The organism is Marinobacter sp. AN1, from assembly GCF_026013985.1.
GTDB lineage: Bacteria > Pseudomonadota > Gammaproteobacteria > Pseudomonadales > Oleiphilaceae > Marinobacter > Marinobacter segnicrescens.
The window spans coordinates 4,037,697-4,051,012 of sequence record NZ_CP110342.1 but is presented as its reverse complement, the minus strand read 5'-3'; the positions used below and the strand labels follow the sequence as shown (position 1 = coordinate 4,051,012).

At 61.2% G+C, this 13,316-nt stretch carries 12 protein-coding genes; 7 read left to right on the top strand and 5 right to left on the bottom strand.

The window, feature by feature from the left end; translation table 11 throughout:
• Nucleotides 1-154: 154 nt before the first annotated feature.
• Both LJ360_RS18645 and LJ360_RS18640 read left to right on the top strand, forming a co-directional pair.
• Nucleotides 155-688 carry a macro domain-containing protein gene (locus tag LJ360_RS18645; RefSeq protein WP_264994716.1) on the top strand — a complete coding sequence of 178 codons (534 nt, stop codon included), beginning with the start codon at nucleotides 155-157 and terminating at the stop codon, nucleotides 686-688.
• Nucleotides 689-779: 91 nt separating this feature from the next.
• On the top strand, nucleotides 780-1,874 hold the full coding sequence (locus LJ360_RS18640; RefSeq protein ID WP_264994715.1) for a malate dehydrogenase: 1,095 nt from the start codon (nucleotides 780-782) through the stop codon (nucleotides 1,872-1,874).
• Between the two features lie 6 nt (nucleotides 1,875-1,880).
• Here LJ360_RS18640 and LJ360_RS18635 read toward each other — a convergent pair whose 3' ends face one another.
• The 3 genes from LJ360_RS18635 to LJ360_RS18625 form a co-directional block, all read right to left on the bottom strand.
• Nucleotides 1,881-2,813, bottom strand: a complete 933-nt coding sequence (locus tag LJ360_RS18635) for a DMT family transporter (RefSeq protein WP_264994714.1) — start codon at nucleotides 2,811-2,813, stop codon at nucleotides 1,881-1,883.
• A 49-nt stretch (nucleotides 2,814-2,862) separates the two neighbouring features.
• The gene (locus LJ360_RS18630) at nucleotides 2,863-4,266 is read right to left on the bottom strand and encodes a succinylglutamate desuccinylase/aspartoacylase family protein (protein ID WP_264994713.1); all 1,404 of its coding nucleotides are present in this window, start codon (nucleotides 4,264-4,266) and stop codon (nucleotides 2,863-2,865) included.
• Between the two features lie 245 nt (nucleotides 4,267-4,511).
• On the bottom strand, nucleotides 4,512-6,155 hold the full coding sequence (locus tag LJ360_RS18625; RefSeq protein WP_091852128.1) for an MBL fold metallo-hydrolase: 1,644 nt from the start codon (nucleotides 6,153-6,155) through the stop codon (nucleotides 4,512-4,514).
• A gap of 172 nt (nucleotides 6,156-6,327) precedes the next feature.
• Between LJ360_RS18625 and LJ360_RS18620 the strand changes: the two genes are divergently transcribed.
• A complete protein-coding gene (locus LJ360_RS18620) occupies nucleotides 6,328-6,753 on the top strand; it encodes an acyl-CoA thioesterase (protein WP_091852125.1) in 426 nt (141 codons plus the stop codon).
• A 6-nt stretch (nucleotides 6,754-6,759) separates the two neighbouring features.
• On the opposite strand, the gene LJ360_RS18615 is transcribed toward LJ360_RS18620, so the two are convergent.
• The gene (locus tag LJ360_RS18615) at nucleotides 6,760-8,037 is read right to left on the bottom strand and encodes an MATE family efflux transporter (protein ID WP_091852220.1); all 1,278 of its coding nucleotides are present in this window, start codon (nucleotides 8,035-8,037) and stop codon (nucleotides 6,760-6,762) included.
• 163 nt (nucleotides 8,038-8,200) lie between these two features.
• On the bottom strand, nucleotides 8,201-9,745 hold the full coding sequence (locus tag LJ360_RS18610) for a class I adenylate-forming enzyme family protein (RefSeq protein ID WP_264994712.1): 1,545 nt from the start codon (nucleotides 9,743-9,745) through the stop codon (nucleotides 8,201-8,203).
• 292 nt (nucleotides 9,746-10,037) lie between these two features.
• Here LJ360_RS18610 and LJ360_RS18605 point away from each other — a divergent pair, with 292 nt between their 5' ends.
• The 4 genes from LJ360_RS18605 to LJ360_RS18590 are packed head-to-tail and all read left to right on the top strand — an operon-like array spanning nucleotide 10,038 to nucleotide 13,313.
• Nucleotides 10,038-10,826, top strand: a complete 789-nt coding sequence (locus LJ360_RS18605; RefSeq protein WP_091852119.1) for an SDR family NAD(P)-dependent oxidoreductase — start codon at nucleotides 10,038-10,040, stop codon at nucleotides 10,824-10,826.
• Nucleotides 10,826-11,272 (top strand): PaaI family thioesterase, encoded by a 447-nt coding sequence (locus tag LJ360_RS18600; protein ID WP_091852116.1) that lies wholly within the window; start codon nucleotides 10,826-10,828, stop codon nucleotides 11,270-11,272. The genes LJ360_RS18605 and LJ360_RS18600 overlap by 1 nt, the downstream gene beginning before the upstream one ends.
• A 45-nt stretch (nucleotides 11,273-11,317) precedes the next feature.
• Nucleotides 11,318-12,532 carry an acyl-CoA dehydrogenase family protein gene (locus LJ360_RS18595; protein ID WP_248233667.1) on the top strand — a complete coding sequence of 405 codons (1,215 nt, stop codon included), beginning with the start codon at nucleotides 11,318-11,320 and terminating at the stop codon, nucleotides 12,530-12,532.
• Nucleotides 12,533-12,545: 13 nt separating this feature from the next.
• On the top strand, nucleotides 12,546-13,313 hold the full coding sequence (locus LJ360_RS18590; protein WP_264994711.1) for an SDR family NAD(P)-dependent oxidoreductase: 768 nt from the start codon (nucleotides 12,546-12,548) through the stop codon (nucleotides 13,311-13,313).
• Nucleotides 13,314-13,316 lie beyond the last annotated feature (3 nt).

The window sequence follows — 13,316 nt, the reverse complement described above, 5'->3', positions numbered from 1 at the left end:
GGGCTTTCTCCGCTCCAATTCACGGCACTTCCTTGTGCCGACCTTGGACCGCGCCATCCCTGGCGCTGCTCCGAAAGCCCCCACCCCATCTCGCGTGAGACTTCCGTGCAATCTTCCTCCAGAGCTGGGGTTAATGATGGTTGATTTATGCAAGATGAAAAATCGTTTCAGGATCGAATGCATCCAGGGCGATATCACCAACCAGCCGGACCTGGATGTGGTGGTCAACGCGGCCAATGCGCGTTTGATGCCCGGTGGCGGTGTGGCCGGGGCGATCCACCGGGCGGCGGGGCCGGAACTGGCTGAGGCGTGTGCGCCGCTGGCGCCGATTCAGCCCGGGGAGGCGGTGATGACCGAGGGTTTCGGGCTGCCTAATAGCCACATTATCCATTGCCTGGGGCCGGTGTATGGGGTGGATGAGCCGTCGGATTCCCTGCTGGCGGACTGTTACCGTCATGCGGTACAGCTGGCGGAGCAGCATGGGCTGAAGTCTGTTGGCTTTCCGGCGCTGTCCACCGGGGCGTTTGGTTATCCCTTGGAGGCGGCGGCCCGGGTGGCGTTCGCTACCCTGCTGGCCGAGGCGGAGCGTCTGGCGTCGGTACAGCTGATTCGTTTCGTGTTGTTCAACGAGCGGGATCGGGAGCTGCACCAGCGGGTACTTGATGAACTGGCGGCGAGAATCAGCTAACTTCATTAATTGGACGTTTTTGAAATTCGACTCATATTTTTGGCGTCAACCTGATATGGTTTGCGGCTCCCGTGACATAAGGAGCCCGACCATGAAGCGTCCCGTGCGTATTGCTGTGACCGGTGCTGCCGGCAGCATCAGCCATTCCCTGTTGTTCCGTATTGCCGCCGGCGAGATGGTTGGCCGTGACCAGCCGGTGATCCTGCAGCTTATCGAGGTGCCCGGGGCGATGGAGCCCCTGCGGGGCATTGCCATGGAGCTGGAGGACTGTGCCTTCCCGTTACTGCACAGCATCAGCATGCATGACCGCTTCGAGGACGGGGTAGTCGGCGCCCACTATGTGCTGCTGATTGGTGCCCGTCCCCGCGGGCCCGGCATGGAGCGTAGTCAGCTGATTACTGCCAATGCGCCCATCTTTGCCGGCCAGGGGCGTGCCATCAACGAGTTTGCCAACCGGGATGTGAAGGTATTGGTGGTGGGTAACCCGGCCAATACCAATGCGCTGATTGCCAGCCGCAACGCCCCGGATCTGAGCCCGGCCCAATTTACGGCCCTGACCCGGCTGGACCACAACCGCACCCGGGGTATCCTTGCCAATCACACTGGCGCCAACCCCAGGGGCATCCGGCGTATTACCGTGTGGGGTAACCACTCCTCAACCCAGTTCCCGGATCTGGGCCATGCCACCATCTATGGCGAACCTGCGCTGGCCCAGGTGGATGAGCACTGGTACCGGGAACAGTTTATCCGCAAGATCCAGAGGCGGGGGGCGGCTATTATCGAGGCCCGGGGGCATTCCAGTGCCGCATCGGCCGCCCAGGCGATCCTCAATCACATGCACGACTGGATCAACGGCACTCCTGAGAACGACTGGGTCAGTATGGGTATTGTCAGTGACGGCAGCTATGGTATCGAGAAGGGCATTTTCTACTCGTTCCCGGTGCGCTGTGATTACGGTCGCTACCAGATTGTTCAGGGCCTGGAAATCAGCGATTTCGCCCGGGACCGCATGAGGGAAACCGAGCGGGAATTGCTGGAGGAAATGCAGACGGTGGCGGAACTGCTGCCTGTGGACACAGAGGCCTCTCACCGCAATCTGTCAGTTTGCCTGCGCTCGGGCATCACCCTGTACGATGACGGTATTTCCTTGCCGGAGCAGTACCTGCAGACTGACCGGGTGCTGTAGGGTCGGTCACTCCGCCGTTTTCCGGGCCGGGGCTATGGGCGGGTTCCGGGTGGTGAACCAGAGTCCCACCAGGATCAGCCCGCCGCCGGCCAGGTGGTACCAGCCCAGGCGCTCGCCAAGGAACACCCATGCCAGCACGGCGGCGAATACCGGCGTCAGGTACATGAACATGGCGGACTTTGCCGGGCCGACGTTGAGTACCCCGTAGTTCCAGAATGCGTAGGCAAGAATGCCGGGGAAAATGGCCACGTACACCAGCGGTGGCAGGGTGGTCCGGGACAGTTCGAAGCCACCGGAGAAGAACACCAGGTCCACAAGGTAGATCGGTGCCAGCACCGCAGTGCCCAAAGCAATCTGCATGGTGAGGAAGGTCAGGCTTTTCACGGGAACGGACAGGCGTCGTAACAGCACCGAGAAGACGCCCCAGCTGGCCACTGCCGTAACCATGATCAGGTCCCCAACCGAGAATGACAGCCCCACCAGCCGGCCAAGGGTTCCCTGGCCGATTACCAGCAACATGCCGGCCAGGGCCACGGCAATGCCCAGGCCCTGGATGGCCCGGGTGCGTTCGCCGAGCAGCAGGAAGGCCAGCAGCGCCACCATGATCGGAATGGTGGAGTTGATCAGGGCGATATTAATGGCGGTTGTGGTCGTGGCGGCCAGGTAGAGCAGGGTATTGAAGGCGGTAACGCTGAACAGGGCCAGAATCAGGATACGGTGCCAGTGGTCGCGGATAACCGCCCACTCCCGTCGCACGCCGCGTAGTCCGAAAGGCAGGATAATGAGCAGGGCCAGCACCCAGCGCCAGAACGCCAGGGAGGTGGGTGGAATATCATCCACGACGCCCCGGGCAACTACGGCGTTGCCGGCCCAGAACAGGGGTGTCAGGACCAGCCCGATATAAGCCAGTGCCAGGGGATGCTTTGCATATCGAGCCACGGGTACTGCTCCGTCACGATTCTATAAGGGGAACACCGGGCCCGACAGTCTACTCCACTTCTTCTTCGGTTTCCGCCCGTGACCCCAGGTGATAGGCGGCAAATCCCGCCATCACCACCTGGTCCACGGCCATGCCGATAATGCGGCCGTCGGCATCGGCGCGGATGTCCGACTGTTCGTTGGTGATGGGGTCGGACACCGTTCCCAGTATCGTGCCTTCTGTGACATAGGCCCCCAGTTTGACGTCGCTGAACAGGATTCCGCCCTGGTTGGCACGGACCCAGTGGGACTGGTAGTAGACCGGCTCGGGGTCACCCCACTGGAACAGACGGGCGGTCATGCCCTGCTTTTCCATCAGGCTGATCAGGCTGTTGACCCCGGCGTCGATGTGCTCTTCCTGGATGCGCATGGACTCGCCCACCTCCATGGTGACCGCAGGAACGCCGGCCTCGGTGGCTGCAGTGCGCAGCATGCCAGCGCTGCCGCTGCTGTGGACCACCACCATGGAATCAAAACCCTTGCTCAGTTCCGCCACGTCCGGATTGTTCATATCCGCCCGCAGCTGGGGCAGGTTGGTGCGCTTGAGGGAACCCGTATGGATGTCCACCAGCATGTCGCAGTTAAGGATGACCTGTTCGAACAGGCTGTGGGCGATGCGGTGGGCCAGGCTGCCGTCTTCACTGCCCGGGAAATAGCGGTTGAGGTCACGGCGGTCGGCCAGGTAGCGACTGCCCTGCTGGAAACCCTGCAGGTTGACGATGGGGATTCCTACCACGGTGCCTGAGAGTTCGCGGGGGTCCAGTTCGTAGATTACCCGGCGGATAATCTCGATGCCGTTGAGTTCGTCACCGTGCACTGCACCGGTCATGCACATGACCGGGCCGGGCTTGTCTCCGTTGACTACAAGCACCGGGGTGGGCTGTGACAGGCCGGCAATCTGGATGCCGGGAGACCATGCCAGCCGTGCAGTGGTGCCGGGCAGCACCTCTCCGCTGAGCAGGCGAAATGGCTTTGCCTGGGCCGGACTGGTCTCGGGAATGACTTCGACGGTGCCTGGCGGATTATCTGCGGCAGTATCCACCGCAGGAACGTCAGCGGTGTCGGGCTCATGCGTAACGCCCGGGGCCATTGCGTCGCCTGCTGTTGCCGGAGGCTCTTCCCTGGTGGGGATGTCCTGGTCGGAGGGCGCGATATCCTCCACCGATTCGTCTTCCGGTAATTCGATGACAGCGGGTGCTTCTCCCTCTTCATCTTCGGCGCTGGCAGTGGCGGAGGCATCCACTGAAGCAATGACAGGCGCGTCGATAACCGCTGGCCCGTCATCCCGGGTTTGCGTCGGGTTTGTGGTTTCTTGCTCCGGTGCGCTTCCCGAAGACTGACTCCAGGCCACCGGGGCGAGGGTCAGGCCCGCCAGCAAGGCTGGTAACAAGCGTTGGGTCAGGCGTTTGCGCATCGGGTCTCCCATGGGTGGACAGTCGCTGAATCCGGCAACGGCGTAGGCTAACCGAAAGCGAAAACAGTGGTATAGAGGTCTGACCAAGGTTTAACCGTACTGTCATTCGCTGGTGGATTCCTGATCACCCCATTGATACCCCGTTCCGGTGTAAATTGGGGTGTGAATTTGCAACGAATTGTCAGGATTCTTGAACTTCCTGCCCGCCGCGCACCCGCCGTGCTGGCGGGGCGCGGAGCTGCGGGTCACTCGGTGAGTGAGGCCCACACCTCGCCGTCTTCCCGGGCCTTGCCTTCCTTGCGCAGCTTGATCAGGTGGGCAAGCAGCGAACGGGTAGCCAGGCCATGGATGTTGGCTGGCACGTCATCGTAGGCGTGTTTTACCAGCTCCTTGAGGGTGCCGGGGCCATGTTCGGCCAGGGCTGTGGCGATCTTCTTTTCCCGGGTCAGGCGGTGGGTGATCAGCCAGTCGACCACCGATTCCACCTTGCCGATCAGAAAGCCGTGGGCCGGGGCGAACCAGCGGATCTCTTCGATCAGCAGGCGGTCGAGGGACTCCAGGTAATCCTTCATATCGCCGTCGGGGGGGTTAATGACCACCGTCGAGCCCTGCATGATGTGGTCACCGGCGAACAGCATGCGTTCGTTCTCCAGCAGGAAGCACAGGTGGTTAGACGCGTGGCCGGGAGTGAACAGCACCTTCAGAGTGCCGGCGGCGGTTTCGATCCGGTCACCATCCACCGGCACCGAATCGGGCCGGAAGTCGTGGTCCTGTATCGGGTCTTCCGGCGGTGCTGGCATGCCTCGTAACGGGGCCCCTGTGCGCTCCCGAAGCCAGCTCGCTCCCGGGGAATGATCCGGGTGGGTATGGGTTGCCAGTACCTGGCCGATACGGCCACCGGTTACTTCCAGGATGCGGGCCATATGGGATTCGTCCGCCGGGCCCGGGTCGATGACTGTCCAGTCCTCACCCGGGTGGCCGAGCAGGTAACTGTTAGTGCCAGGGCCGGTCAGGGCGCCGGGGTTGGGGCAGGTAAGCCGAATAACGCCGTCAGCCAGCTGGACCGGCTCGCCGGGGACGATTTCCGCCAGGGCGTGGCCGCGGCCCTCGGGGTCGACCTTGTGGACTTCATCGAACGCCGGGGTACCGGGCTCCACCGAGACCGGCTTGCCCTGGCGCATTGCCGGCCAGGGCTTGTCCGGGGCCGGCGCAGGTGGCTGTGAGTGGGCATGGCGCAGCAGGTCCGAGGTGGTGTCGAAGCCAGCCAGTATGCGCAGTGTCCGCAGGGTGGGGGAGGCGAACAGGCGGGTACCCTGGCGGTGCTCGTCCATCGCCTGTTCCGGGGTCAGCCAGACGTGGTCAATGGTTTCTACCCGGTCATGGGCAGGCGTCTGTCCGTCCGGCATCACTGCCACAAAAAAGCGGGTATCAAAGCGCCGGGGCGGCCCAGGCGGTGTGATCCAGTGGGCCAGGTAGGCCAGCCGGTCAACCGGCAGGCTTAACTGGTGCTGGTGGCAGATGCCAGCCAGGGTCTGGTCACCGGCGATCATGGCGTCGCGGTCAGCGAACACGGGGTGGTCCTGGGGCAGGAAATCACCGTTGTCATCCAGGGCCAGAAGGACGCCGGCCTCCTCGAAGCTTTCCCGGATGGCAGCAATCATATAGTGACTGCCGCCCGCGTCGAGGCCGAGGTCATGGCTCACCGAGCGGTCATCGCCGCCGGTGAGGTATTCGGCGCAACGCTGGTCGGCTTCGTCCACCGCGCCTCCGGGGAAAACGTAGAAGCCGGGCATGAAGCTGGCATCCCAGGTGCGCTGGAGCAGCAATACCTGGATACCGTCAGAGGAGTCCCGGGTCAGGGCCAGGGTGGCCGCAGGGCGGATTTGCATGGGCGTTACCTTGATCTGTTGCAACTTGGGGGATGGTCGTTTTTATGGTTTTTGGCGCATTCGATAGGTCCTAACATAACGGAAGTTGCCGGAAGGCTCCAGATGATTTGGCGGCCTCATGGGGGTATGATGCGCACCTTCTTTTTCGATCCACCTGCCCGGTTACTGTGTCATGGCCCGTATCAAACTGTCGTTTCCCGATGAGGTATTTATTTTCTCCACCAACATGCCGGTACGGATTACCGACATCAACGGGGCCAATCACCTGGGAAACGATGCGCTGATTTCGATGCTGTCCGAGGCCCGGGCGCAGTTCATGGTGAAGATGGGGCTTCAGGAGCAGATTGTGGATGGTGTGGGTATTGTGGTCACCGACCTGGCCACCATGTACCAGTCCGAATCTTTCTTCCCGGAGATCCTGCGCTTCGAGGTCGGGGTGACCGACCTGAACAAGTATGGCGGTGACTATGTGTTCCGGGTTACCAAGGCAGCCAGCGGCCAGCCGGTTGCCCTCGCCAAGTATGGCTTTGTGTTCTTCAGTTTCCGACAGAAAAAGGTGGTGGAGCTGCCGGATTACTTCCGTGAGCGTTTTTCCTGAGCGCCGCTATGTCCGGGACTGCCTGAGATGGGCGATGCCCTGCCGGTAAAGCAGGTAGGCCATGGTACCGGCCATCAGGTTGCCGACCAGGGCGCCGCTCATCAGCCCCGGCAGACCGCCGAACTGGCCGCCGAGCCAGAGCATGGGCAGGTAACAGGCGAACAGGCGCAGGGTGGAAATCAGTAGCGCCCGCATGGGTAGCCCCAGGGCGTTGTTAACCGAGACCATCAGCATACAGACCCCAAGCCCGCTGTAACTGAGCGGGACCCGCAACAGATAGTCCCCCAGCACTCGGCTGACTTCGCGGTCGGACGTGAACAGCTCTGATATCAGCCCCGATGCGGCCAGCCACACCAGGGCGATGCCAAGCTGCCAGACAACCACGAACCTCACAGCAAGCCGCACCAGTTTGCGAATGGTGCCGATATCTCCCTGACCCAGCAGGCGTCCCACCATGGGTGGCATGGACATGGTCAGTGCCAGCACCACTACGATAGAGAAGAATTCCAGCCGGGTGCCCAGACCCCAGGCAGCGACAGCTGCGGAGCCAAATCCGGCTACCAGCGCCGTGGCCAGCATGGCGGACAGCGGAGGCATCAGCTGGCTGACCATGGCGGGCGCCATGATGCTGCCCAGTTGCTTGAGGGACTGGCCCAGTTTCAACGTGCCGAGGTCAAAACTCAGCCAGCCCCGCTTCAGCAGGGCCGGGTAGATGACCAGGCAGCCAACCCCGAACGAGGTGATGGTTGCCAGCGGGGCCCCCGGCAAGCCCCAACCGAACACAAAGATGTAGAGCGGGTCCAGGGCGATGTTGAGCAGGCTGGCTACCATCATCATCAGGCCCGGTAGTTTGGTATCCCCGTGGGACCGGCAGATGCTGTAGCCAAAATAGAGCACCGCCCCGGTCCAGGCCGCCACCAACCAGGGCATCCAGTACAGGCGGATCATCGGCAGCAGGGATTGCTCCGCCCCCAGCAGGGTCATGATGGTGTCCCGCAACAGCCACATGGCCAGGGCCAGCATGAATACCAGGACGGCGCCCGTTGTGACCACCAGGCCGGCGAGCCGGAAGGCCCGCTGTTCATCCCCGGCGCCCAGGGTGCGGGAAATGATCGCCGTCGTGGCAATGCCAAGACCCACTTGCAGCCCGGTGATCAGCTGTTGCATGGGCACCGTAAAGCCCAATGCCGCCAGCGGGTCACGGCCCAGTTGACCGATAAAGATGCTGTCCGCCAGCTGGAAGGTCATCAAGGACAACACGCCGAACAGCATCGGCCAGGTCATGGTATAGAGCTGGCGGGGCAGGCTGGCCTGTGGGTCGGTGGCGTTCACGGGTGCAGGTACAGCTCCGGCTGGTGGGGGAGACGGGAGTCTAGCAGCTTTATCCTGGCAGCAATAAAAGAGGCGACCGGGTGGTCGCCTCTTCGGGGTTGCGTGGACTCAATGGTTATTTCTTCTGGTCAGCCCAGTAGGGCTCACGCAGTTCCCGCTTGAGCACCTTGCCGATGGTGGAGCGCGGCAGCTCATCCCGGAACTCGACCCCGGCCAGGCGCTGGGTCTTGCCCAGCTTGTTATTGGCAAAGCCAAGGATGTCTTCCTCGGTGGCCGACGAGCCTGGCCTGCGGACCACCAGGCCCAGTGGCGTCTCGCCCCAGTGTTCGCTGGGAATGCCGATCACGGCTACGTCCGCAACGGCGGGGTGCTCCAGCAGGACCTTCTCCAGGTCCACCGCATAGATATTGAAGCCACCGGAGATGATCATGTCCTTGCGGCGATCGAGGATATAAAGGAAGCCATCCTCGTCCATCCGCCCCATGTCGCCGCTGCGGTAGAAGGTAAGCCCCTCCGGGCTGGTCCAGAGCATGTCCCTGGTCTGCTGTTCCCGGTGGTAATAGCCCCGCATCATGGAGATGGCGCGGCCGACGATCTCGCCGATTTCGCCCTGGGGTAGCTCCTTGCCGTTGTCATCGATGATGCGGATTTCTGCCCCTTCGGTAGGCACACCGACGGAATCCCACTTGGTGGGGTTGGCGGCGCAGTCCAGGGTGGTGGAAATGCCCCCTTCGGTGAGGCCATAGACCTCGCGGATATTGCCCGGCCAGCGCTTCATGGCTTCAGCAATGACGTTTGAGCGCAGCGGCGCGCTGGTACACAGTTTGAGTTTGAAACTGGACAGGTCGAACTGGTCAAAGTCCGGTTCCGCCATGATACGGCTGTACTGTACCGGAACCAGCATGGCGTGGGTTACCCGGTGCTCTTCCGCCAGTTCCAGGAAGCGGTGGGCATTGAACTTGCCCATCAGCACCAGGGTGCCTCCGTGGTACAGGGTAGGCAGCGCCGACACCAGGGTGGTGTTGGAATACAGTGGTGTGGACACAAGGTTGATGGCGTCACCGTCCAGGCCGAAGTTGGCCAGACGGATCAGTTGACGCTGGCGGAACCGGTAATCGTGCAGTATACCTTTGGGAGTTCCGGTGGTGCCCGAGCTGTAGATAATATTGAAGGGGTCGTCCATGGTGACTTCTGCCGGCTGGGCTTCGTCGCCGGTGTCACCCAGCCAGGTGTCCAGGTCCTGGCCACTGTCGACGTCACTGGTACCAAGTCCGATGCGCTGGGCTGGCTGGACCCGCTTGAGCTGGTCGCGGATTTCGTTGAACAGCGGGAGGTTTTTCTCTGATACAAAGAGGAAGCGGGTGTCGCAGTCTTCCACCATCAACGCCAGGGCTTCACCGCTGGCCATGCCGGAGAGAGGCACCATGCAGCCCCCGGCAATCAGGGTGCCAAGGTACAGGCACATATAGTCGTTGCTGTTTTCCGACAGGCCTGCGACCGTGTCCCCGGTTTGCAAGCCGTCGGCCCGCAAGCGGTTGGCAATACGGTTGGAACGGCTGATCATCTGGGCCCAGGTGAGGGTGCCTTTTTCGTCGGTGAGCGCCCTCTTTTCTCCCTGCGAACGGGCGAAACCCTGGATATGGTGACCGATGGGGTCCATGGTTTCGTGGTCAGCGCTGGAGCGTAGTTCGGCATCGCTGCAACGGTTTGTCTCATTTGGGGGCCTCTGTGGTTGTTGTGTTTTGACTAGTGAAATTTATTTCCGAATATATTGACTCAAAACTGGAAGGCGTGACAAATTAAACGCCCTGTTCAAGCTTTTGAAAAGCACGCTAATCAATTATTATGGTTTGTTTTTCAAGCAGTTCTGTCGGAATTATGTTCCGAATCAGGCGATTAAGCATCCGAATTTACAATCATAAAAGCAAGGCAAGGTTAAAGGAGCACAGACTATGACGCGTTTCACTGGGCGAGTCGCCATTGTCACCGGTGCCGGCAGTGGTATCGGCCGCGCCACTGCCCTGAGACTCGCGAGCGAAGGCGCCCGCGTAGTCCTGGCGGACTGGTCCGAAGAGGGTCTGCTGGAGACCGCCTCACTCTTGCCCTCCGAAGCTGTCCACGTCGAACGAAAGCTGGATGTATCCGATGAAGACGCGGTCAAGGCACTGGTATCGGAAGTCAAGGAACAGTTCGGCCAGATCGATATCCTTGTGAACAACGCCGGCATCTCGGGCGGTAGTTATCCCCCGGTTACCGAGAACGAAAAAGCCGACTGGGAGAAGATCCTGGGGGTGAACCTGATCGGCGCCATGCTGATGATCAAGCACGTGGCGCCCCATATGCAGGAGCGTCAGCAGGGTGCGATCGTAAATACCGCGTCGGTAGCCGGTATTCGTTCCGGCGCTGGTGGCAACCCCTATAGCGCCTCCAAGGCCGGCGTTATCAATCTGACCCAGACTGCGGCCTGTGACCTGGGTGGCTATAATGTGCGGGTCAATGCGGTTTGCCCGGGGCTGGTGGAAACTGGTATGACCAAGGCGGTGTTCGACTACGCCCGTGCCAACGAGAAAGAGCACAAGCTCGGCTCCCGCTGTGAGTTGCGCCGGTATGGCCGACCGGAAGAATTGGCGGCGGCTATCTGCTTCCTGGCGTCGGACGATGCCAGTTACATCACCGGACAGGCCCTGCCCGTCGATGGCGGCAACACCGCGTCCCTGAACATGCCCGGAATGAAAGTGTAATGAGCGAAGCAACACAGAACCTCCACATCACCGGTGGCAAGGATCTGCCCGGCTTTCACAATATGCTGGGATACCGTCAGGTTTCCTGGGAGGAAGACAAGGCTGTGATCGCCCTGGACCTCAAGCCGGAGCATCTCAACCTGGGGGGCGTGATCCACGGTGGTGTGCTCACGTCACTGCTGGATATTGTACTGGCCGAAGCTGGTACCTACTGTCCTTTTCCGGGTCGGATGCGCAAGGCGATCACCCTGACCCTGACAACCACGTTTACCGGCCAGTGTTCCGCTGGCACTATTACCGTCACTGGAATCAAGCGCGCCGGCGGTACCCGAATTTTCAACAGCACCGGTGAAGTTCGCGATGACAAGGGCAACCTGCTTGCCATTGCCGAGGGTACTTTCCGAATCCGATCCGGTAGTGAAAAACCTGAGGGCGTTCCTATCTGAACGCGCACCCCTCCTCCATCAAATAAATAATAGAGAGGCACAACGATGTTGTACGAACCGTCTGACAGAGCCAAGAAGCTGCTTAATGAACTCAACGAATTCATGGATGCCTATGTGTACCCGAACGAGCACAAGCATCACGAGCAGGTAGAACAGGCAGAGAATCGCTGGGCTCCGACTCCGATCATGGAAGAACTGAAGGCCAAGGCCAAGAGCGCCGGCCTGTGGAACCTGTTCCTGCCGGAAAGCGAGCGTGGCGCGGGCCTGACCAACCTGGAGTACGCCCACCTGTGCGAAGTCATGGGTCGCTCTCACATGGCACCGGAAGTGTTCAACTGCTCCGCCCCGGACACCGGCAACATGGAGACCATCGAGCGCTATGGTAACGAAGAGCAGAAAGAGAAGTGGCTGAAGCCGCTGCTGGAAGGCGAGATCCGTTCCTGCTTCTCCATGACCGAGCCGAATGTTGCGTCTTCCGATGCCACCAACATTGGTACTGAAATCCGCCGCGAAGGCGACGAGTACGTCATCAACGGCAAGAAATGGTGGTCTTCCGGTGCCATGACTACCACCACCAAGATCGCCATTGTCATGGGCAAGACCGACCCGACCGCTGAGAAGCACAAGCAGCAGTCCATGATCCTGGTTCCGCTGGATGCGCCGGGCGTGGAAATCGTTCGTGCCCTGCACGTGTTTGGCTATGACCACGCGCCCCACGGCCACGCCGAGGTTCACTACAACAACGTACGTGTGCCGGTTTCCAACATCCTGCTGGGTGAAGGTCGCGGCTTTGAAATTGCCCAGGGTCGCCTTGGGCCAGGCCGTATCCACCACTGCATGCGTACTATTGGTGTTGCCGAGCGCGCCCTGGAACTGATGTGTGAACGCGCCAACGCCCGTGAAGCCTTTGGTCGCCCGCTGGTGGAATTCGACTCCATCCGCAAGGACATCGCCCGTTCACGCCTGGAAATCGAGCAGGCCCGCCTGATGACCCTGAAGGCCGCTCACATGATGGATACCGTAGGTAACAAGGTTGCCCGTCAGGAAATCGCCATGATCAAGGTGATCGCGCCGAATATGGCCCTGAAGGTTCTGGATCGTGCCATCCAGGTTCACGGTGGTGCCGGCGTCAGCCAGGATACCTTCCTGGCCGCAGCCTGGGCCAGTGTACGTACCCTGCGCCTGGCGGACGGTCCGGACGAGGTGCACCTGGATTCCATCGCCAAGATGGAACTGAAGAACTACCCGCGCACCCATTAATCCCGGAGCTGTCATGACAAACCCTCTGTTTGATATGACCGGCAAGGTGGCCCTGATTACAGGGTCCACCAAGGGTATCGGCCGGTCCATCGCTGAAGAGATGGCCCGGCTCGGTGCGAAGGTGGTGATCTCCAGCCGCAAGGCCGATGCCTGTGAGCAGGTGGCCGGTGAGCTCAAGGCCCAGGGCTTTGAGGCCATTGCCATTCCCTGCCACGTGGGCAAGAAGGATGACCTGCAGAACCTGGTGGACAAGACCCTGGAAGCCTGGGGCAAGATCGACGTACTGGTGTGCAACGCTGCCACCAACCCGGTCTACGGCCCCACGTCGGAAATGACTGACGAGGCCTGGGACAAGATCATGGACACCAACGTCAAGGGCACCTTCTGGCTCACCAACATGGTGCTGCCGGGCATGGCTGAGCGTGGTGAGGGGGCAGTGGTTCTGCTGTCCTCCATCGCCGGCATCCGTGGCAATACCACCATCGGAACCTACGGTGTGTCCAAGGCCGCGGAAGCGGCCCTGGCCCGTAACCTGGCGGTGGAGTGGGGGCCGAAGGGCATCCGCATCAACAGCATTGCGCCGGGGCTGATCAAGACCGATTTCGCCAAGGCCCTGTGGGAAGACCCGGTTCGTGTCAAACGCGCCGAGGAAAAGACCCCCCTGCGCCGTATCGGCGACCCGGTTGATATTGCCGGGCTGGCGGTGTTCCTGTCCACCAAGGCCAGCGCCTATATCACCGGTCAGGTGATTGTGGCGGATGGCGGCGAAACCATTTGCTGAGGT

Bases quoted from the DNA above. Each gene is read 5' to 3' on its own strand.
- LJ360_RS18600 (WP_091852116.1), top strand. From the start codon at position 10,826: ATGAGCGAAGCAACACAGAACCTCCACATCACCGGTGGCAAGGATCTG.
- LJ360_RS18610 (WP_264994712.1), bottom strand. From the start codon at position 9,745: ATGGACCCCATCGGTCACCATATCCAGGGTTTCGCCCGTTCGCAGGGA.
- LJ360_RS18605 (WP_091852119.1), top strand. From the start codon at position 10,038: ATGACGCGTTTCACTGGGCGAGTCGCCATTGTCACCGGTGCCGGCAGT.
- LJ360_RS18620 (WP_091852125.1), top strand. From the start codon at position 6,328: ATGGCCCGTATCAAACTGTCGTTTCCCGATGAGGTATTTATTTTCTCC.
- LJ360_RS18615 (WP_091852220.1), bottom strand. From the start codon at position 8,037: ATGACCTGGCCGATGCTGTTCGGCGTGTTGTCCTTGATGACCTTCCAG.
- LJ360_RS18640 (WP_264994715.1), top strand. From the start codon at position 780: ATGAAGCGTCCCGTGCGTATTGCTGTGACCGGTGCTGCCGGCAGCATC.
- LJ360_RS18645 (WP_264994716.1), top strand. From the start codon at position 155: ATGAAAAATCGTTTCAGGATCGAATGCATCCAGGGCGATATCACCAAC.
- LJ360_RS18630 (WP_264994713.1), bottom strand. From the start codon at position 4,266: ATGCGCAAACGCCTGACCCAACGCTTGTTACCAGCCTTGCTGGCGGGC.
- LJ360_RS18625 (WP_091852128.1), bottom strand. From the start codon at position 6,155: ATGCAAATCCGCCCTGCGGCCACCCTGGCCCTGACCCGGGACTCCTCT.
- LJ360_RS18595 (WP_248233667.1), top strand. From the start codon at position 11,318: ATGTTGTACGAACCGTCTGACAGAGCCAAGAAGCTGCTTAATGAACTC.
- LJ360_RS18590 (WP_264994711.1), top strand. From the start codon at position 12,546: ATGACAAACCCTCTGTTTGATATGACCGGCAAGGTGGCCCTGATTACA.